The following is a 19,595-nucleotide window of genomic DNA, read 5'->3' as shown; positions in this document are numbered from 1 at the left end:
GCGCACTGCGGCGATCTGGTCGAGCTGTCGAACCGCGAACGCGGTCAGCTGCTGCCCTTGAGCTTGCCGACGACGAACAGCAGCACGATGGCGCCGATGACCGAGGCGATCCATCCGGCCGGCTGCCCCACCGAATACCAGCCTATCGCCTGGCCGACGAAGCCAGCGATCATCGAGCCGGCGATGCCTAGCAGGCAGGTCAGGATCCAGCCCATCTTCTGCTCGCCTGGCAGCAGAAAGCGCGCGACCGCGCCGACGATCAGCCCGACGAGGATGGTGCCGATGATGCCCATGGTGTTGGCTCTCTCGTGTGATGGAGGTTGAAGATCCTGCCAGACCGAGCATGCCACAACCCCGCGAACGGACGGGCGTGTGTTGATGGCTTCCGCGCCCCGCTCTGCAGCCGAGTCTTGGCTGCGGCGCCCGGCCTGCCGATGCGTGGCGTCTGATGCGAGGCCCGAAGCAAGAAGGGAACCACGGCCCTTCACGCGATGCACGGCGTTGTCGACGGGTTCGCCTTTGCTGTCTGTGGCGATGGCCACGCTCTTGCTCTACGCTCAGGGTGTTGACCACTGGGGAGCACGATGACGAAGCCGAGCACCACCGCCCTTGACCACATGCACCAGACTCTCCAGTCCTATGAAGGTTCTGCACGTGAGTACGACAAGCTCGTCGACCCACATCGACCTCCGCACATCCAGAAGGCGCTGCGGCGACTGGTCGAGGTCCTGCCGCCCGGAGGACGGGTGCTGGAGATCGGCTCGGGGCCGGGTCGCGACGCGGATGTCCTCGAGTCGCTCGGATTGGTGGTCCGGCGCACCGACGCGACCCAGGCCTTCGTCGATCTGATGGTGGAGCGAGGCAAGCATGCCGAGCTGTTGAACGTCGTGACCGACGAACTCGGAGGGTCCTACCATGGCGTGCTCGCCATGGGTGTGTTGATCCATGTCGATCGGAACCAGACCGACGCCGTCCTGCGCAAGATCCACACCGCACTGAGGCCGGGCGGGGCGTTCCTCGCCGCGATGCGCGAGGGCGAAGGCGAGACGACCGGTGAATACCACACCGTGTGCTGGACGCGCGAGCGCTTCACGGAACGGCTCGCCGCGGCCGGCCTCTCGGTCAGTTGGGACGCGGACAGCGTGGGGCGCGACGGCAACAACTGGGTCACCTACCTCGCGCGCCGCGCGCCATGAACTCCCAGCCTTGTGGCGACGAGATCAGAGCATCGGATGTCTCTTCCGGGTCGACAGCTCTACTTCGCAGCGCACCCGGCCGGTCGGATCTCAGAAGCTTGCCCAGCGGTCGGTGCCGGTTCTTGCGGCGGCGGGCGCGCCTGCCGATTCGACAAGCGTCCGCGGCGCGACCTGGATCCTGGCCGCCACATCGCCGTGCGCCAGCTTGAAGACCGCCATGGTCTGCACCAATTGCAGCGCCTGCGCCTTCAGGCTCTCGGCCGCAGCAGCGCTTTCTTCCACCAGGGCTGCGTTCTGCTGCGTGACCTGATCCATCTGGCTGACGGCATCCCCGATCTGAGAGACCCCGGCGCTCTGCTCGGTGCTGGCCGAACTGATCTCCCCCATGATGTCGGTCACGCGCCTGATCGAGTCGACCACTTCGGTCATCGTGACGCCGGCTTGATCAACCAGCGCCGAGCCCTGTTCAACACGCTCCACGCTGGCGCCGATCAAGCTCTTGATTTCCTTGGCCGCTTCAGCCGATCGGCCGGCAAGATTGCGCACCTCGGTCGCCACCACCGCGAAGCCGCGGCCCTGTTCACCGGCGCGTGCCGCTTCCACGGCTGCGTTCAGCGCCAGGATGTTGGTCTGGAAGGCGATGCCGTCGATGACCCCGATGATGTCGACGATCTTCTTCGAACTGTCGTTGATGGCCTTCATGGTGCTCACGACCTGGCCGACCACTTCACCACCCTTGATGGCCACCGTGCTGGCGTTCAGCGCGAGCTGATTGGCCTGCCTGGCGTTGTCGGCATTCTGCTTGACCGTGGAACTGAGTTGCTCCATCGAGGCCGCGGTCTCTTCGAGCGCCGAGGCCTGCTCTTCGGTGCGCTGGCTCAAGTCCATGTTGCCTCGAGCGATCTGAGCCGAGGCGGTGGCAACCGACTCCGAGTTCCGCAGCACGCTCGATACCACCTTGGAGAGGTTGGCCTGCATCCCCTTGAGCTGGGCCATCATGCTCGTGGTGTCGCCTTGCCTGAGGTTGATCGTCACGCTGAGGTCGCCGGCGGCGACGCTTCGCGCCAGGTCGGCAGCCTCGCCCGGCTCGCCTCCGAGTTGGCGTCCGAGGGAGCGCACCAGGACGACACCGAAAATCCCGGCAAACAGCAAGCCCCCCAGGATGGTCGTGATCGAGATCGCACGAATCGTCGCGTAGCGTGTGGCGGCCTCCTCGTACTCCCTGCGTGCTTCGTCGATCTGGATCTTGACGAGCGCATCGATGCCCTGTGCGAGCGGGATGAACAGCGGCCGAATCTTCTGCGTCACCAGGCGCCTGGCCTCCGTCAAGTCGTTGGCACGAAGCGCAACCAGTGCAGGCATCAAGGCTTCCTGGAGAAACTGCTTGCGGGACTCGACGAACGCCTTCGAGATCTTCCCTTCCTCCGGCGTCAGATTCGTCGCCGCATAGTCGCCCCAGACCTTGCTGGCCTTGGCGATGTTGGCTTCGATCTCGGCGGTCATCTCGGTGATTTTCTCGGCCGTCGGGGTGACCAGCGAGATGTTGAGGTTCATTCGGTTGATCAGCTGCAAGGCTCGGATCTCGCCCAGTTGCGAGGCCGGCACGGTGCGATCCGCGTAGACGGATTTCAATGCGTCGTTGGACCGGCCGATGCCGTACAGGCCGAGGCTGCCGATCGCCACGAGCAGCGCCGAGAGGACGCCGATCAGCATCATCAGCCGAGTGGAAACCTTGAGAGTGCTCATGGCGAGGGCCTTTGGATGGGCGCGGTTGCGCAGCGCAGGTTGACTGCGCCCTTGACGAAGGCGGGGGCGTTGGCGGCCAGCGAGGGAGGGCTGGCGGCCGGGGCAATGGCCGGGCTGGTGGTCACAGGCGGTCCGTTCGAGCTTCGGCACGGACCGCCCGTGGGGAGGATTCCCGCGGGGCGCAATGACGTAAGAGGGTTGTCGGTCTTCGCAGGGGCGCCTTGAGACGTCGAGCGGTTGAATGTCTCAACCTTGGGCGAATTCACCGCGCTGTATGGCAGCTGCAGCGCCCAGGGCGCCAGGTGGGTGAAGGGTGAGTCGAGCGATTCCAGCTCGAACGAATCCGGAGCCGTTCTTCTCCTGACCGACTGATCGCCGTTCGGCGCGGATCACCTCGATCCGCAGCCGGCGCCTGTCTCACGAGTTGAACCGCAGGATCCGCCATGGCATCCCAAGCCGCCCCGTCCACCCCCGAATCCGCCGTGCTGCTCGGCTTGCTCTACCCGCTGCTGGGCACTTCGATGCTCGTCGCGCTGCTCGTCGATGCCGTCGTGCCGCAGCGCTGGCACGAGCGGTTCGGGCTGTAGTCGCTCCACGTGTGCGCCTGTTGGTGACTCGCAACGCAGCAGGCCGCTGCCGCTTGCACACTCGCGTCCTCGCCCGCATCATTCGCGACCATTGCTGAAGGCGCCCACGACAGCGCCCGCATGACGGAGATCCCTCTTATGTCCTCCCTGTTCATCTCGACGATCGACTGAACACGGTTCCCGAGCCCCGGCTGAACCGTGTCTGTTCACAGATACGGCCTCAGACCGCGCGGCACGCAAAGCCCCGCAGCCATCGAGCCGGGGCTTTTGCTTTTCGGAAACCGAATGAGTGCACAACTCCGTTCCCGCGCCCTCCAGGAGGGGCGAGTCAAGGCCCTGCGCCGCATGAAACAACCGATGACGCTGATGCTCGAAACGAGCACCGGCCAACCCGGCGTGCGCGGCGCAGGCGACTACATCCAGAGCCGCAGCGCGCAGCGCCGTGCCGACCGCGTGGCACTGCAGGCGCTGCTGCGGCGGGAGGATCGCGATGACTGACTCCAACGACCTGCGCACGCCCGTGCGCGAACACCTGGCGCAGCGAAACTACCAGCTGCAGCAGATCGCCGCCCAGCTCAAGACCGAGCTGTTCGGCATCGACGCCATCATCGACCGCGTCATCGATTCGGTGCGCGCCTGGTATGTGCTGCCCGAGCTCGTCTCGCGGCCCGTCATCGTCTGCCTCTGGGGCCTGACCGGCACCGGCAAGACCCAGCTCGTGCGGCGCCTGGCGCAATTGCTGGGCTTCTACGACCGCTTCGTCGAAGTGCAGATGGACGGCTTCTCCAACGGCGCGAGCTGGCGCGGCGCGCAGAGCATCTCGGGCATGCTGGCGCAGTCCGGCGTGCGCGAGGGCGAGCCGGGCATCCTCTCGCTCGACGAGTTCCAGCGCTTCCGCACCATCGATGCCAAGCGCGGCGAGCTGCGCGTCGAGCGCTATCAAGACGTCTGGGCCCTGCTCTCCGACGGCCGCCTGCCGCCCGGGCTCTCGCTGCTGGGCGACATCGAATCGTCGATCGCCGAAGCCGCCTTCGACGCCGAACGCGCCGAGGCCAGCGACGCGAAACTGCGCTTCAAGCTGCGCAGCTGGGAGGCGCAGGAGCTGCAGCGCAACCTCAAGCTCGACGAGCCGCTGATGGAGATCATGGCCTGGACGCCCGAGCAGATCCAGCAGCGCCTGCGCGACTTCCGCGAGCGCGGCCAGCAGCAATGGGAGACCGACTACAGCCGCCTGCTCGTCTTCGTCTGCGGCAACCTCGACGAGATGTACGAAGGTCTCGCCACCAGCGTGGACGACTGCGACAGCGACGCCGACATCTTCCACGCGCTGACCGGCCGATTGAGCGTCATCGATGTCAAGCAGGCACTCAACAAGCGTTTCAAGCCCGAGCAGGTGGCGCGCCTGGGCAACGAGCATGTGATCTACCCCTCGCTCTCGCGCCGGGCGTACGAGCAGCTGATCGAACAGGGCTGCGCCCGCTATGCCCACGAGACCGAGGCCCGCTGCGGCCTGCGCTTCGAGCTGGCCGCCAGCGTGCGCGAGCAGATCTACGCCAACGCGGTGTTCCCGGCCCAGGGCAGCCGGCCGCTGTTCTCGTCGCTGCACGCGATCCTCGGCGCGGGCCTCGCCAAGGCCGCGCTGTGGGCGCTCGAACTCGGCGCCGAGGCCGGCGACAGCGTGGGCCTCGCGGCCGACGGCCGCAGCCTGGTCGCGCAGTGGCGAGGCCGGTCGCACGCCATCGCCGCGCCGTTCGAGATCGGCCGCCTGCGCCAGCGCAACAACGCCGACTTCCGCGCGCTGCTGGCGGTGCACGAGGCCGGCCACGGCCTGGTGCACGCCCTGCTCTTCGGCCGCGCGCCGCAGGAGATCAAGATCCACGTGGCGAGCTTCGAGGGCGGCTACAACGCCTACAGCGCGCGCACGGTCTGGTCGCGCCGCAATCTGCTCGACGCCATCTGCACCAGCCTCGCCGGCCGCGCCGCCGAGCTGATCGTCTTCGGGTCCGAACTGAGCTCCAGCGGTGCCGAGAGCGACCTGCGCAAGGCCACCGAAAAGGCCGCCCGCATGCTGCGCCACCTCGGCCACGGCCCGCGCATCGGCCGCAGCGACGTGTCCACCAGCAGCGACGACAACCTGTGCACCGACGTGGAGGCCACCAACGCGCCGATCGAAGCGCTGCTGCAGGCCGAGCACGCACGCGCCACCAGCCTGATCGAAACGCATCGCGACGCGCTGCTGGCGCTGGTGGACGAGTTGCTGGAACAGGGGCAGGTCACGCCGGCACGGTTCGCAGCGGTGGTCGGGCTGCCGCTCGCGCGGCACGAGGACGCGCTGGATCCGTACGCGGAGAAGCTGGCGGACTTCCGGACTGGATCGCCCCGGAAGTCACACCCTCACTCGACGGCCTCCGTCAGCACGCCGCGCCCATAGCCCACGCTGGCCGCCGGCGTGCCGCCGGCCGTGACGGCGACCGCGCAGTACTTGAACTCCGGGATCTTGCCGAACGGATCGAGTGCCGCGTTGGTCAGCAGGTTCGCGGCCGCCTCGTAGTAGGCGAACGGAATGAAGACGGTGCCGATGGGGGTGCCGTCGTCGCGCCGCACGCTCAGCGCCACTTCGCCACGCCGTGACCGCACGGTGATGACGTCGCCCGCGTTGACCTGCAGCTTGCGCAGGTCGCCGCCGTTCATCGACGCGGTGGCCACCGGCTCGATCGCATCGAGCACGCTCGCGCGCCGCGTCATGCTGCCGGTGTGCCAGTGCTCCAGCTGCCGGCCGGTGATCAGCACGAACGGGAAGTCCGCATCCGGCCGCTCGTTGGCCGGGATGATGTCCGCCGGCACCAGCTTGACCCGGCCGTCGCGGGTCGGGAACGTGTCGATGAAGACGGTCGGCCGGCCCGGATCGTCGTCGGTCAGGCACGGGTAGGTCACGCTCTGCTCGCGCTCGATGCGCYCCCAGCTGATGCCGCTGATGGCGGTGTGCATCGCCTGGCGCATCTCCTCGTAGACCTCGGCCACGCCGCACTCCGGCCCCTGGTAGTTCCAGGGCAGGCCCATGCGCCGCGCGATCTCCTGGATGATCCAGAGATCGGGCTTCGCATCGCCCGGCGGCGTCAGCGCGCGGCGCCCCATCTGCACCATGCGGTCGGTGTTGGTCACCGTGCCGGTCTTCTCCGGCCAGGCGCTGGCGGGCAGCACGATGTCGGCGTACCAGGCCGTCTCGGTCATGAAGATGTCCTGCACCACCAGGTGCTCGAGCGAGGTCAGCGCATGGCGGGCATGGTTCAGGTCGGGATCGCTCATGGCCGGGTTCTCGCCCATGATGTACATGCCGCGGATCTTGTGCGGATCGGTTTCCGGCGCGAGCGCCTTGTGCATGATCTCGACCACCGTGTAGCCGGGCTTGTCGTCGAGCGGCGTGTTCCAGAACTTCTCGAACCAGGCGTGCGCATCCGCGTTGTCGACGCGCTGGTAGTTCGGCAGCATCATCGGGATCAGCCCCGCGTCGCTCGCGCCCTGGACGTTGTTCTGGCCGCGCAGCGGGTGCAGGCCGCTGCCCGGCTTGCCGATCTGGCCGGTGACGCTCACCAGCGCGATCAGGCAGCGCGCGTTGTCGGTGCCGTGCACGTGCTGGCTGATGCCCATGCCCCACAGGATCATCGACGCCTTGCTGGTCGCGAACTCGCGCGCCACCTCGCGGATCGTCTGCGCCGGAATGCCGCAGATCGGCGCCATCGCTTCGGCGCTGTAGCCCTTCACGTTCTCCTTGAGCGCCTCGAAGTTGTTCGCGCGCCGCGCGATGAAGTCTTCGTCGACGAGGCCTTCGTCGATGACCGTGTGGATCAGCGCGTTGAGCAGCGCCACGTCGGTGTCGGCGTTGAACTGCAGCGTGCGCCACGCGTGGCGGCCGATGTCGGTGATGCGCGGATCGGCGAGCACGATCTTCGTGCCGCGCTGGGCGGCGTTCTTCATCCAGGTGGCCGCCACCGGGTGGTTGGCCGTCGGGTTCGAGCCGATGACGAGGATCAGGCCCGCATGCTCGACATCGTTGACCTGGTTGCTCACCGCCGCGGAGCCGACCCCTTCGAGCAGCGCCGCGACGCTGGACGCGTGGCACAGCCGCGTGCAGTGGTCGACGTTGTTGCTGCCGAAGCCGGTGCGCACCAGCTTCTGGAACAGGTAGGCCTCCTCGTTGCTGCCCTTGGCCGATCCGAAGCCGGCCAGCGCCTTCAGGCCGTGCGTGTCGCGCAGCGCGGTGAGCTTGCTGGCGGCGAGGTCGAGCGCCTCCTCCCAGGTCGCTTCGCGGAACACCTCGCTCCAGTCGGCGGGGTCGCCGATGGCATCGGGATGCTTGGGCACGCCCGGCTTGCGGATCAGCGGCTTCGTCAGGCGCTGCGGATGGTGGGCGTAGTCGAAGCCGAAGCGCCCCTTCACGCACAGGCGGCTGTGGTTGGCCGGGCCGTCGCGCCCGTCGACGCTGACGATCTGCTCGTCCTTCACGTTGTAGGTGAGCAGGCAGCCGACGCCGCAGAACGGGCAGACGGAATCGACCTTGCGATCGACCTCCTGCGCGCCGATGTGGCTCTTGGGCATCAGCGCACCGGTCGGGCAGGCCTGCACGCACTCGCCGCAGGCCACGCAGGTGCTGTCGCCCATGCCGTCCTGCAGGTCGAACACGATGGCGCTGTCATGCCCGCGGAAGGCATAGCCGATCACGTCGTTGACCTGCTCCTCGCGGCACGCGCGAACGCAGCGGTTGCACTGGATGCACGAATCCAGGTTCACCGCCATTGCCGGATGGGACAGGTCGGGCGCCGGCTGCTCGCGGGCGATCGCCGCCAGCGCGGGGCGCACGTTCACCTCCATGCGCGAGGCCCAGTCGCTGAGCTCGCCGTGCTGCCGGGTCGCGTCGTCGCCGATCCACTTGTGGCCCTGCGCCGGCATGTCGGAGAGCAGCATCTCGAGCACCATCTTCTGGCTCTTGACGGCGCGCTCGCTGGTGGCCCGCACCTTCATGCCGGCGGTGGGCGCGCGGCAGCAACTCGGCGCGAGCGTACGCTCGCCGTCGATCTCGACCATGCACGAGCGGCAATTGCCGTCGGCCCGGTAGCCCGGCGTGTAGCACAGGCGGGGGATGCTCACGCCATGGCGGTCGGCCACCTGCAGGATGGTCTCGCCGCCGAAGGCCTGGACGGGCTCGCCGTCCAGCATGAACTCGACGCTGGGGATCAACGCATTTCGTTCCGGCGCATTCATCACGACACCTCGTGCGGAAAGTATTTCTGGACGCAACGCACCGGGTTCGGCGCCGCCTGGCCGAGGCCGCAGATCGAGGCGTCGACCATCACCTGGTTCAGGTCTTCCAGCGTGCCGTGGTCCCACAGCGGCTCGGCCATCAACGCGGCCGCCTTGCTGGTGCCGACCCGGCACGGCGTGCACTGGCCGCAGCTCTCGTGCTCGAAGAACTTCATCATGTTCATCGCGGCGTCGCGCGCCTTGTCGTGCTGGCTCAGCACGATGACGGCCGCCGAGCCGATGAAGCAGCCGTGCGGTTGCAGCGTGTCGAAATCGAGCGGCAGGTCGGCGAGGCTCGCCGGCAGGATCCCGCCGGATGCGCCGCCGGGCAGGTAGGCGTAGAGGTCGTGGCCGGGCAGCATGCCGCCGCAGTACTCGTCCACCAGCTCGCGCACGCTGATGCCTGCCGGCGCCAGCTTGACGCCCGGCTCGCGCACGCGGCCGCTGACGCTGAACGAGCGCAGCCCGTGGCGCCCGTTGCGGCCAGGGCCGCTGAACCAGGCCGGGCCGCGCTGGACGATGTCGCGCACCCAGTACAGCGTCTCGAAGTTGTGCTCGAGCGTCGGCCGCCCGAACAGGCCGATCTGCGCGATGTACGGCGGGCGCATCCGCGGTTCGCCACGCTTGCCTTCGATGCTCTCGATCATCGCGGACTCCTCGCCGCAGATGTAGGCACCGGCGCCGCGCCGCAATTCGATGTGCGGCAGCGTGCACGGCGGGTCGGCCTTCAGCCGCGCCAGCTCGCGCTCGAGGATCGCGCGGCAGCCGTGGTACTCGTCGCGCAGGTAGATGTAGCAGGCCCCGGTGCCCACCACCGCGGCGGCGACCAGCAGGCCCTCGAGGAAGCGGTGTGGATCGCGTTCGAGGTAGGTGCGGTCCTTGAACGTGCCGGGCTCGCCTTCGTCGATGTTGACGGCCATCACGCGCGGGGCCGGCTGCTGCATCACGATGCCCCACTTGCGCCCGGCCGGGAATCCCGCGCCGCCCAGCCCGCGCAGGCCGGAATCGGTCATCGCCTTCAACACGTCGGCCGCCACGACCTGCCCGGACGTGACCCCTGCCGCGAGCTGGTAGCCCCCACCCTGCCGGTAGGCGTCGTAGCCGACGTAGGCCGGCGCCACTTCGTGCGGTGCACTGGTGATCGGCGCGGTGCCGGCAGCGCCGGCGTCGAAGGCGCCATCGTCGCGCGGCAGCGCATGGCGGGCCGAACCCGCATCGACAGCGGCCTGCACATCCGCCGCCCTGGCATGCACCACCGGCGCCTGCCCGACGATCGCGACCGGCGCCTGTTCGCAACGGCCCACGCAAGGTGCCGGGATGACCCGGACGTCGGCGCCCAGCAGCGACGGCAGGCGCGCGAGCAGGTCTTGCGCGCCGGACATCTCGCACGACAGCCCGTCGCACACGCGCACCGTGAGCGATGCCGGCTGCTCATCGCCGCGCAGGATCTCGAAGTGGTGATAGAAGGTCGCGACCTCGAAGACCTCGGCCATCGACAGCTTCAGCTCGCGGGCCAGCGCCACCAGGTGCCGGTCGTGCAGGCCGTTCCACGCATCGTTGAGCAGGTGCAGGTATTCGATCAGCAGGTCGCGCCGATGCGGCCCGGGGCCGATGAGCGCCTGCACCTCCTCGAGCGACACGTGGTCCGGCTGGCGCCCCTTCAGCTTGTTCTTGCGGCGAAGGCGGCCGCGCATCTCATCGACGGAAGCGAGCGGCACCATGCCGGGGTCGCTGGAACGCGTGGCTGTGGTCGTCATGTCGGTCATCGAAGCAGACTTCGCTCCCAAAAAGAAGTGCGTCTTTGACGCACCGCAACAATGATCTCTACCTGGCTCGGGGCATCCTAGTCGATATCGTTGCCCGAGGATATCGCTCGACCAACGCGTCAGAATCGAGGCCGACATGATCCAACGTGACCAGATCACCGCCCTGATCCTGGCAGGCGGCCGGGGCAGCCGCATGGGCGGCGTCGACAAGGGCCTGCAGACGCTCGATGGCGAGCCGCTGGTGCAGCACGCCCTGCGGCGCATCGCGCCTCAGGTGGGTTCGGTGATGATCAGCGCCAACCGGCATCCGGAGGTCTATCGCGCCTACGGTGTACCCGTGCTGGCGGACGCCGACACCGACTACCCGGGTCCGCTGGCGGGCTTCCTGGCCGGACTGACGCACTGCCGCACCGACTGGATGGCAACGGTGCCCTGCGACACACCGCGCTTTCCCGAGGATCTCGTCGCGACCCTGGCTGCGGCGGCCGGCGACGCACGCGCGGTGGTGGCTGTCACCGAAGAGGCCGGTGAACGGCAGCGGCAGTCGGTGTTCTGCCTGCTCAGGGCGGATCTGCGCGTCGACCTGGCCGCCTACCTCGCCGAGGGGGGCCGCAAGATCGAGCGCTGGCTGGAGCGCCAGGGCTGCGTCGATGTGCTGTTCGCCGATGCCGACGCCTTCTTCAATGCCAACACGCTCGAYGAACTGCGCCGGCTCGGCGACGCCTAGGGTTTCAACACCCCCCACTCCTCATCGGTGAACAGCCGCGAGCGGGTCAGGAACCGCAGCCCCTCCGGCCCCTCCACCGAGAACATCCCGCCCCGCCCCGGCACCACGTCGATGATCAGCTGCGTGTGCTGCCAGTACTCGAACTGCGGGCCGCTGATGTAGAACGGCATGCCGCCGATGTGCCCCAGCAGGCGGTCGTAGTCGCCGACGATGAACTCCCCTTGCGGGTAGCACATCGGCGCACTGCCATCGCAGCAACCGCCCGACTGGTGGAACATCAGCGGCCCGTGCTTCACCTGCAGCCGCTCGATCAGCGCGAGCGCCGCGTCGGTGGCCGTCACGCGCAGGACCTCGGCGCTCGCATCCATCTCAGAAGAACCCCAGCTTGTGCTCGCTGTAGTTCACCAGCAGGTTCTTCGTCTGCTGGTAGTGGTCGAGCATCATCTTGTGGTTCTCGCGGCCGATGCCCGATTGCTTGTAGCCGCCGAAAGCCGCATGCGCCGGGTAGTGGTGGTAGCAGTTGGTCCACACGCGCCCGGCCTGGATGCCGCGCCCCATGCGGAAGGCGGTGTTCATGTCGCGGCTCCACACGCCGGCGCCCAGCCCGTACAGCGTGTCGTTGGCGATGGACAGCGCCTCCTCCTCGTCCTTGAAGCGCGTGACCGACACCACCGGCCCGAAGATCTCTTCCTGGAAGATGCGCATCTTGTTGTGGCCCTCGAAGATCGTCGGCTTCACGTAGTAGCCGCCTTCGAGCTGGCCGGGCAGCATGTTGCGCTCGCCGCCGATCAGCACCTTGGCGCCCTCCTGCCTGCCGATGTCGAGGTACGAGAGGATCTTCTCCAGCTGCTCGCTCGAGGCCTGCGCGCCGATCATCGTCGACGGGTCGAGCGGGCTGCCCTGCTTGATGGCGGCCACGCGCTTGACCGCGCGCTCCATGAAGCGGTCGTAGATCGATTCCTGCACCAGCGCGCGCGACGGGCAGGTGCAGACCTCGCCCTGGTTCAGCGCGAACATCGCGAAGCCTTCGAGCGCCTTGTCGAAGAACGCGTCGTCCTTCTCCATCACGTCGGCGAAGAACACGTTCGGCGACTTGCCGCCCAGCTCCAGCGTCACCGGGATCAGGTTCTGGCTCGCGTACTGCGAGATCAGCCGGCCGGTCGTGGTCTCGCCGGTGAAGGCGATCTTGCCGATGCGGTTGCTCGACGCGAGCGGCTTGCCCGCCTCCAGCCCGAAGCCGTTGACGACGTTGAGCACGCCCGGCGGCAGCAGGTCGGCCACCGTCTCGAGCAGCACGAGGATCGACACCGGCGTCTGCTCGGCCGGCTTCAGCACCACGCAGTTGCCGGCGGCCAGTGCCGGCGCCAGCTTCCACACCGCCATCAGGATCGGGAAATTCCACGGAATGATCTGGCCGACCACGCCGATCGGCTCGTGGAAGTGATAGGCCACCGTGTCGTTGTCGATCTGGCTGATGCCGCCCTCCTGCGCGCGGATCGCCGACGCGAAGTAGCGGAAGTGGTCGATCGCCAGCGGCAGGTCGGCCGCCGTGGTCTCGCGGATCGGCTTGCCGTTGTCCCAGGTCTCGGCCGCGGCCAGCATCGCCAGGTTGGCCTCCATGCGATCGGCGATCTTGTTCAGCAGGTTGGCGCGTTCCGTCGTCGAGGTCTTGCCCCAGGCGGTCTTCGCCTTGTGCGCGGCGTCGAGCGCGCGGTCGATGTCTTCGGCCGTCGAGCGCGGGATCTCGCAGAACGGGCGGCCGGTCACCGGCGTGATGTTCTCGAAGTACTGGCGGCCGGACGGCGCCGTCCATTCCCCGCCGATGTAGTTGCCGTAGCGCTTCTTGAAGTCCACCGGGGTGCCGAACTTGCCGGGGTCGAGCTTGTCCATCTTTGCGTCTCCGATCTGGATGTGGTGGGCGCCGCCCACTGCAGCGCCGCGGTACCTGGTTTGCAACGCGCGTACCCGATCGGCTCGGTGCTTACCCGAAGCCGGCCCGTCACAGGTCTCGCCACGGGACGACAACCGGACGCGCAGGTCGGGTTTCGCGATCCGCGACACATCCGTGCGAGGATGTCGCGCGACATGTCGCGTGCTGCGACACGTCGCCCACGAGATCGGAGACAGCATGAAAGAGGCGCACGCGCTTTCGCTGCGGGTCGAGCACGCCCGCGACCTGTTCTTCCTGCAAGGGCAAGCCCTGTCCGGCGACGAAGGGCTGGCGCCGCACATCTCGCGTTCGTGGCGGCGCTGCCAGGGCATCGATCAGGCCCTGGTCGACCCCGAGCCGCTGCTGCGGCAGCGGCTGCGCGAGCGCCGCGAGCAGGCCATGCAGATGCTCGCGTGCGCGCAACCCGAGCTCGACAGCCTGACCGAGCACGCGCTGAGCGCCGGCTGCGTCGTGATCCTCACCGACCCGTCGGGCCTCATCCTCGAGGAGATCGGCAGCCCCGAGTTCCTGCCGAAGGCGCAGCGCATCGCGCTCGCGCCGGGCGTCGAATGGTCCGAGACACGCCGCGGCACCAATGCCATCGGCACCGCGCTGCTGGAGCGCCAGTCGCTGATGGTGCTGGGCGGCGAACACTTCCTGCCGCAGAACGGGGCAATCGGCTGTGCCGCATCGCCGATCTTCAGCGGGCGCGGCGAGATCGCCGGCGTGATCGACATCTCCGGCGAAGCCGCGCAGGTCAACGACCACACGCTCGGCCTGGTGCGCATGGCGGCGCAGCAGGTCGAACACCGGCTGATGCTTGCGCAGGCCAGCGGGCACCTGCTGCGCTTCCATGCCAAGCCCGGTTTGCTGGGCACCGCGCGCGAGGGATTGATCGTCATCGACGAGGGCCGGATCGTCGCCGCCAACCGGGTCGCCCTCGGGCTGCTCGGCACGGCGTGGCCGGGCTTGCTCGAGCGGCCTGCCGAAGAACTGATCGGCGCGCGCTGGTCGCAGCCCCACCACGGCAGCGGGTTGCTGACGCTGCCCGATGGCCGGCAGATCGCGGCCATGCTGGAGCGCGCTGCACGGCCGGCGACCTCGCGCAGCACGGCGCGCCCCCTCGCCAAGGCCCTCGACGACGATGCGTTGCCCGCCGCGGACGACCTGGCGCCGCTGCTGCACAGCGCCTGCAAGGTGCTCGACGCCGGCCTGCCGGTGCTGGTCACCGGCGAGACCGGCAGTGGCAAGGAGGTGTTCGCCCGCCGGCTGCACCAGGCATCGCGCCGCAGCAAGGGGCCGTTCGTCGCCGTCAACTGCGCGGCGCTGCCGGAAGCGCTGATCGAGGCCGAGCTGTTCGGCTACGAGGCGGGCGCCTTCACCGGGGCCCGCCGGCACGGCATGCCGGGGCGCATCCGCGAAGCCGCCGGCGGCGTGCTGTTCCTCGACGAGATCGGCGACATGCCGCTGCTGCTGCAGACGCGGCTGCTGCGCGTGCTCGAGGAGCGCCGGGTCGTGCCGCTGGGGGGCGGCCCGGGCATCCCGGTCGACTTCGACCTGGTCTGCGCCACCCACCAGGACGTGTCGGCGATGAGCGCCGGCCAGGCCTTCCGGGCCGACCTGCTCTACCGGATCGACGGTTACCGCGTCGCGATCCCGGCACTGCGTGATCGGCACGACCGGCGAGCGCTCATCGAGCAGTTGTTCGGCCCACTGGCGAAGGCGAAGCGGCTGACACTGGACGACGCTGCCATCGATCGGCTCGACGCGCATGCCTGGCCGGGCAACGTGAGAGAGCTGGCCCATGTGCTGCGCACGCTCGTCGCGCTGGCCGACGATGGCGCGTGCCTCGGCGTCGACCAGTTGCCGCAGCGCGTGCTGGCCGGATCGGCACCGGCTCGGCGGCACCTCGCCGTCGAGACCGAGCCGGCCCTGTCGAGCGTCGTCGAGAACACCATCGACCGCGCGCTGGCGGAATGCGATGGCAGCGTCGCCGAGGCGGCAAGACGCCTTGGCGTCCATCGCAGCACCCTCTACCGCCACCAGGCTAAGGCTCGCCTAAGCAACCGCTAAGACCCGGCTAAGGCGCATCGAACCCAATCGGGTTCGATGAACGCCTCGATCCATCCCCACCGGCCGGTCGCCTCGGCAGGCACCTCGCTCGCACCCGCCGCCGGGTACGGCCGCAGCACCGTCGAGCGGGCCACCGCGGCCCTGGTGCTGCTGATCGGCGCGCTGGTGCTGCTGCGCCTGTCAGGCATGGCCTGGCTGCCGCTGATGGACACCACCGAGGCGCGCTATGCCGAGGTCGGCCGCAAGATGCTCGAGCTCGGCGACTGGATCACGCCATGGCATGACTACGGCGTGCCGTTCTGGGCCAAGCCGCCGCTGTCGTTCTGGCTCACGGCCCTCAGCATGAAGTGCTTCGGCGTCAACGAGTTCGCGGCACGCCTGCCCCACTTCCTGTGCATGGCGCTGGTGGCCGCCGTCTGCTGGCGCCTGGCCGCTGCGCGCCGCGACACGCCGCCGCTCGCCGCGGCCGGCCTGCTGGCCGGCGCCGCGTTGTCGATGCTGGCCGCCGGCGCCGTGATGACGGACGAGGCGCTCACCGTGGGCACCACGCTGGCGATGGCCGGCCTGTGGCAGGCGCTGCACGGACCACGGCACCGCCGTGGCAGCGCGCTGCTGTTCGCCGGGTTGGCGATCGGGCTGCTCGCCAAGGGCCCGCTGGTGCTGGTGCTCGTGGGCCTGCCGGCAGCGGCCTGGGCACTGGCCACCCGGCAGGTGGGCCGCGTGTGGCACGCGCTGCCGTGGGCCACCGGCCTGGCCTTCACCGCCGTGGCCGCCGGCTGGTGGTACCTGGCGGCGGAGCTGAAGACGCCGGGCTTCATCGACTACTTCATCGTCGGCGAACACTGGCACCGCTTCGTCACGCCGGGCTGGTCGGGCGACCGCTACGGCTTCGCGCACGCCTTTCCGATCGGCACGATCTGGCTCTTTGCGCTGGTGTCGGCGTTGCCGTGGCCGCTGGTGCTGCTGGCTGCCGGCCTCAGGCACCCCAAGGCAGTGCTCGACAGGCTCGCTGGGAACGCTGAACCGACGAATCAGCGCTGGTGGCGCCTCTACCTCGTGTGCTGGTCGCTGGCGCCGCTGGTGTTCTTCACCGCGGCGCGCAACATCATCCTGCCGTACGCACTGCCCGCCTTGCCGGCGATGGCGCTGCTGGCCAGCCACTGGCTGCGCGGGCGCGTCGGCAGYGCGCGCGTGGACGCGTGGGTCGCCGGCGGCCTCGCGCTGTCGATGACCGGCGCCCTGGCACTCGTCCTGTACGCCGAACACAGTGGCACCTTCAGCGACAACTCGACCAAGGAGGTCATCGGCGCCTGGGAAGCCCAGCGCCACCGCGGCGGCGAATCGCTGGTGTTCGTGACCGAGCGCTTGCACTCGGCGTCGTTCTACAGTGCCGGCCGGGCCGAGTTCGCCGACACCTCCGCCGAAGCGCTCGACCGCCTCGGCCCGCGCGGCGGCTTCATTGCGCTGCGCCGCGACGACGCCGCGCGCCTCGCGCAGTTGTGCGGCGTCACGGAGCGCACCTCGGTCGGTGGCTTCGTGCTGCTGCATGTGCATACTGCGATTCCACCCTTGACTTCGTTGAAAGGTTCTCCATGAAACGACTCACCCTCGCCGCCCTGATCGGCATCGTCGCGGCCGTGCCGCTCAGCGCCTTCGCCAAGGCGGACTGCAAGGCTTACCCCAAGGCCGAATGGATGAAGGAAGCCGACGCCAAGGCCAAGCTCGAAGGCCAGGGCTACACGATCAGCAAGTTCAAGGTCGACGGCAACTGCTACGAGATCTACGGCAAGAACAAGGAAGGCAAGAAGGTCGAGATCTACTTCGACGCCAAGACGCTGGACCCGGTGAAGTCCGAAATCGAGAAGTAAGCCGATGTCCGCCCTGCCCGATGGCCGCGTCCGCGTGTGGGATCGGGTCGTCCGGCTGTGCCACTGGGGCCTCGCGGCGCTGGTGGTGCTGGATCTCGTGCGCGACGACGGCGACTGGTGGCACCGGCTCGCCGGCTACGTCGCGGTCAGCGTCGTGGCGGTGCGTTGCCTGTGGGCCGCACTGCACCGTGGCCCGGGTGGCTGGCGCGCGCTGAAGCCCTCGATCGGCGACACGCTCACTTACCTGCGCGGCAACGCACCGCGCACGCTGGGCCACAACCCGCTGGGCCTGTGGATGGTCTGGCTGCTGTGGCTGCTGGTGCTGCTGCTCGGGCTCACCGGGTGGATGAGCCGGCTGGATGCCTTCTGGGGCGACGAGCGCGTGCACGACCTGCACGCCTGGCTCGCGGACACCTTGATGGTCTCGGTCGCGGTGCACCTGGCCGGCGTCGCCGTGATGAGCTGGCGCTGGCGCGAGAACCTGCCCGCGGCGATGCTCAGCGGGCGCAAGCGCCCTCAGGCTGCGGGGCGCGCGGAACGCGGCAGGAAATAGCGCTTCGCCCGGGCTGGCCTACGCCGCCTGATCGCCGGCAGGCATCGCCGCCGGATCCATCCAGATCGCGCCCCACAGGTGCTGGTCGGGGTCGGCCAGGTCCCGGCCGTACATGAAGCCAAGGTCCTGCACCGGGTTCACGTCGGCCCGGCCACCGTGCGCAGCCGCGGCCTCGTTCATCCGGTCGACGGCCGCCCGGCTGTCCACGGTCAGGCCCAGCATGACGGCGCTGGTGCCTACGGGGGGAATCGGCCGCTCGGTGAAGGTGCGCCACTTGGCGTGGGTGAGCAGCATCGCGTGGATCGTCTCGCTCCAGACCATGCAGGCCGCGGTGTCGTCACTGAACTGCGGGTTCTGCTCGAATCCCAGCGCCTTGTAGAACGCGATCGAGGCGGCGAGGTCGGTGACGGGAAGGCTCACGAAGATCATCTTTGTCACGGGGGGTCTCCTGGTGATGCGACAAGGGCTGAATGAAGCGTCTGCGGTTCGCAGGCTTCATCCATACGACGTTCGACCGCCACCCGGATCGACAAGGTCATCGGCATCGCAATGCGTTAACGTGGCCGGTCCTGCTTCCTCGGCTCGACCCCCATGATCGGCTCTCGCCTGCTTCCCCTGCTCTTGCTGCCCATTGCCGCCACCGCGGGAGCGCAAGACGGCTCGCCACTCGAACAGTCGCTGACAGGGCATTGGACCAGCACCGATCGCCAATTCGTGGAGTTCCGGGCGGACAAGACCTTCCGGATGTATCCCAAATGCGGTCGCGAAGCCGACGAGTGGAAGCAGCGCGGTACGCCGTTCCTGCCGGCCACCTGGGAAGTCGCCGACGGCAACCACTTGAAGCTCACGGTGACACTTCAGGAGCAATCCAGGACCATCGATTCGACCGTGGTGCTGGCCGGCGACGAACTGCGCCTCACGGATGGCCAGGGCCGCACGACCGTGAATCGGCGCTACGTCGGTGCGTGGCCGCCCGTCTGCCCGATCAATCCTTTGCGCTAGCAGCGCGCGGCGGCGCCCCTTCATGCTTGAGATCGTTCTTGAAGTGCTCGGCGAGTTTCTGATCCAGGTGGTCGGCGAAGTCCTGCTGGAGTTGGGCCTCCACTCGCTGGCCGAGCCGTTCCGCAAGGCCCCGAACCCCTGGCTTGCCGCATTCGGCTATGCGCTCTTCGGAGGCGTCGTCGGGGGCCTCAGCCTCCTGGCGTTCCCCCACAACCTCGTTCCCGGTCCGTGGCGCCTGGTCAACCTGATCGTCACGCCCCTGGCGGTCGGCAGTCTCATGTCGGCCATGGGTGCGTGGCGCGCTCGTCGTGGCGAGCCGGTCCTCAGAATCGACAAGTTCGCGTACGGCTATCTGTTTGCGTTGATGTTGGCCTTGATGCGGTTCTTCCTTGCATCATGAAAGTCAGCGAACAAGAGCATGCGCCCGATCGGCCTGATGGAACAGCACCAGCATCAGCGCCAGCCACGCAGCACCGGCCGCGAAGCCGGCCACCACAGCGCGAGCAGGCCGTAGAACACCGCGGCGGCCATGCTGTGCCCGCTCGGGAAGCTGTAGCTGTGCAGTTCGGCCGCCGAGGCACTGAAGGTCGGCCGGACACGCATGAAGATCTGCTTCAGCCCGCTGTTGACCAACGCCTCACCCAGCATCGTCGTCGCGAACACGATGGCCCAGGGCCGGTCGTTCAGCGACCACAGCACCAGCACCACGATCGACGACAACAGCGTCAACCCCAGCGTTCCATGCACGGCACTGACGGCGTCCATCGGCGCATGCACCCACGGTGACGGGTCGGCCTGCAGCGCCAGGCCCAGCCACAGGTCGACGTTCGCGAACGAGTGCGTGTGCAG

The 19,595-nt window shown here is 68.5% G+C and carries 19 protein-coding genes; 11 read left to right on the top strand and 8 right to left on the bottom strand.

The annotated features are described in order from the left end of the window. Window positions 1–44: 44 nt before the first annotated feature. Window positions 45–293, bottom strand: coding sequence for a GlsB/YeaQ/YmgE family stress response membrane protein (locus AC1D12_RS05560; protein ID WP_168562611.1), 249 nt, complete (start codon window positions 291–293; stop codon window positions 45–47). Between the two features lie 291 nt (window positions 294–584). Between AC1D12_RS05560 and AC1D12_RS05555 the strand changes: the two genes are divergently transcribed. After that, window positions 585–1,196 carry a class I SAM-dependent methyltransferase gene (locus tag AC1D12_RS05555; RefSeq protein ID WP_477839259.1) on the top strand — a complete coding sequence of 204 codons (612 nt, stop codon included), beginning with the start codon at window positions 585–587 and terminating at the stop codon, window positions 1,194–1,196. Window positions 1,197–1,286: 90 nt separating this feature from the next. On the opposite strand, the gene AC1D12_RS05550 is transcribed toward AC1D12_RS05555, so the two are convergent. Continuing rightward, entirely contained in the window at window positions 1,287–2,942 is a 1,656-nt protein-coding gene (locus AC1D12_RS05550) for a methyl-accepting chemotaxis protein (RefSeq protein WP_477825091.1), read from the bottom strand. A gap of 443 nt (window positions 2,943–3,385) precedes the next feature. On the opposite strand from AC1D12_RS05550, the gene AC1D12_RS05545 reads away from it, so the two are divergent. The 3 genes from AC1D12_RS05545 to AC1D12_RS05535 all read left to right on the top strand — a co-directional run bounded on the left by AC1D12_RS05545 (window position 3,386) and on the right by AC1D12_RS05535 (window position 5,960). Further along, window positions 3,386–3,529, top strand: coding sequence for a hypothetical protein (locus AC1D12_RS05545; protein ID WP_477825092.1), 144 nt, complete (start codon window positions 3,386–3,388; stop codon window positions 3,527–3,529). Window positions 3,530–3,874: 345 nt separating this feature from the next. Next, window positions 3,875–4,027 (top strand): hypothetical protein, encoded by a 153-nt coding sequence (locus tag AC1D12_RS05540; protein WP_465112895.1) that lies wholly within the window; start codon window positions 3,875–3,877, stop codon window positions 4,025–4,027. After that, window positions 4,020–5,960: an AAA family ATPase gene (locus AC1D12_RS05535; protein ID WP_477825093.1), complete on the top strand. Its 1,941-nt coding sequence runs from the start codon at window positions 4,020–4,022 to the stop codon at window positions 5,958–5,960. The genes AC1D12_RS05540 and AC1D12_RS05535 overlap by 8 nt, the downstream gene beginning before the upstream one ends. On the opposite strand, the gene fdhF is transcribed toward AC1D12_RS05535, so the two are convergent. Beyond that, complete coding sequence (fdhF, locus tag AC1D12_RS05530) at window positions 5,924–8,788, bottom strand: formate dehydrogenase subunit alpha (RefSeq protein WP_477839257.1); 2,865 nt, start codon at window positions 8,786–8,788, stop codon at window positions 5,924–5,926. The two genes, AC1D12_RS05535 and fdhF, sit on opposite strands and share 37 nt — an antisense overlap. Then, complete coding sequence (locus AC1D12_RS05525) at window positions 8,788–10,584, bottom strand: NADH-ubiquinone oxidoreductase-F iron-sulfur binding region domain-containing protein (protein WP_477839255.1); 1,797 nt, start codon at window positions 10,582–10,584, stop codon at window positions 8,788–8,790. The genes fdhF and AC1D12_RS05525 overlap by 1 nt, the downstream gene beginning before the upstream one ends. 145 nt (window positions 10,585–10,729) lie before the next feature. On the opposite strand from AC1D12_RS05525, the gene mobA reads away from it, so the two are divergent. Then, a complete protein-coding gene (mobA, locus tag AC1D12_RS05520) occupies window positions 10,730–11,320 on the top strand; it encodes a molybdenum cofactor guanylyltransferase MobA (protein ID WP_477826839.1) in 591 nt (196 codons plus the stop codon). Here the strand turns inward: mobA and AC1D12_RS05515 are convergent. Both AC1D12_RS05515 and adh read right to left on the bottom strand, forming a co-directional pair. Beyond that, window positions 11,317–11,688, bottom strand: coding sequence for a DUF779 domain-containing protein (locus tag AC1D12_RS05515; protein ID WP_477839253.1), 372 nt, complete (start codon window positions 11,686–11,688; stop codon window positions 11,317–11,319). The genes mobA and AC1D12_RS05515 overlap by 4 nt on opposite strands. Window position 11,689: 1 nt before the next feature. Further along, window positions 11,690–13,210 carry an aldehyde dehydrogenase gene (adh, locus tag AC1D12_RS05510; RefSeq protein WP_465112901.1) on the bottom strand — a complete coding sequence of 507 codons (1,521 nt, stop codon included), beginning with the start codon at window positions 13,208–13,210 and terminating at the stop codon, window positions 11,690–11,692. Between the two features lie 238 nt (window positions 13,211–13,448). Between adh and AC1D12_RS05505 the strand changes: the two genes are divergently transcribed. The 4 genes from AC1D12_RS05505 to AC1D12_RS05490 are packed head-to-tail and all read left to right on the top strand — an operon-like array spanning window position 13,449 to window position 17,744. Continuing rightward, the gene (locus AC1D12_RS05505) at window positions 13,449–15,323 is read left to right on the top strand and encodes a sigma-54-dependent Fis family transcriptional regulator (protein ID WP_477826837.1); all 1,875 of its coding nucleotides are present in this window, start codon (window positions 13,449–13,451) and stop codon (window positions 15,321–15,323) included. A 36-nt stretch (window positions 15,324–15,359) separates the two neighbouring features. Then, window positions 15,360–16,919 carry an ArnT family glycosyltransferase gene (locus AC1D12_RS05500; protein ID WP_477839251.1) on the top strand — a complete coding sequence of 520 codons (1,560 nt, stop codon included), beginning with the start codon at window positions 15,360–15,362 and terminating at the stop codon, window positions 16,917–16,919. Further along, complete coding sequence (locus AC1D12_RS05495) at window positions 16,916–17,191, top strand: PepSY domain-containing protein (protein ID WP_477829084.1); 276 nt, start codon at window positions 16,916–16,918, stop codon at window positions 17,189–17,191. Before AC1D12_RS05500 ends, AC1D12_RS05495 begins: the two co-directional genes overlap by 4 nt. Window positions 17,192–17,195: 4 nt before the next feature. Continuing rightward, window positions 17,196–17,744, top strand: coding sequence for a cytochrome b/b6 domain-containing protein (locus AC1D12_RS05490; RefSeq protein WP_477839250.1), 549 nt, complete (start codon window positions 17,196–17,198; stop codon window positions 17,742–17,744). A gap of 18 nt (window positions 17,745–17,762) precedes the next feature. Here AC1D12_RS05490 and AC1D12_RS05485 read toward each other — a convergent pair whose 3' ends face one another. Further along, a complete protein-coding gene (locus AC1D12_RS05485; RefSeq protein ID WP_477828223.1) occupies window positions 17,763–18,182 on the bottom strand; it encodes a VOC family protein in 420 nt (139 codons plus the stop codon). Window positions 18,183–18,335: 153 nt separating this feature from the next. On the opposite strand from AC1D12_RS05485, the gene AC1D12_RS05480 reads away from it, so the two are divergent. Together AC1D12_RS05480 and AC1D12_RS05475 are read left to right on the top strand one after the other, a co-directional pair. Then, the gene (locus tag AC1D12_RS05480; protein WP_477828222.1) at window positions 18,336–18,746 is read left to right on the top strand and encodes a hypothetical protein; all 411 of its coding nucleotides are present in this window, start codon (window positions 18,336–18,338) and stop codon (window positions 18,744–18,746) included. A 22-nt stretch (window positions 18,747–18,768) separates the two neighbouring features. After that, window positions 18,769–19,146, top strand: coding sequence for a hypothetical protein (locus AC1D12_RS05475; protein WP_477828221.1), 378 nt, complete (start codon window positions 18,769–18,771; stop codon window positions 19,144–19,146). A 53-nt stretch (window positions 19,147–19,199) separates the two neighbouring features. Here AC1D12_RS05475 and AC1D12_RS05470 read toward each other — a convergent pair. Then, window positions 19,200–19,595: phosphatase PAP2 family protein (locus tag AC1D12_RS05470; protein ID WP_477839248.1), on the bottom strand; the 396-nt coding region annotated here is incomplete at its 5' end.

Source organism: Rhizobacter sp. P1_G5, from assembly GCF_056405435.1.
Note: the sequence above shows the minus strand (reverse complement) of the source record. Positions and strands in the feature narration are given on the sequence as shown.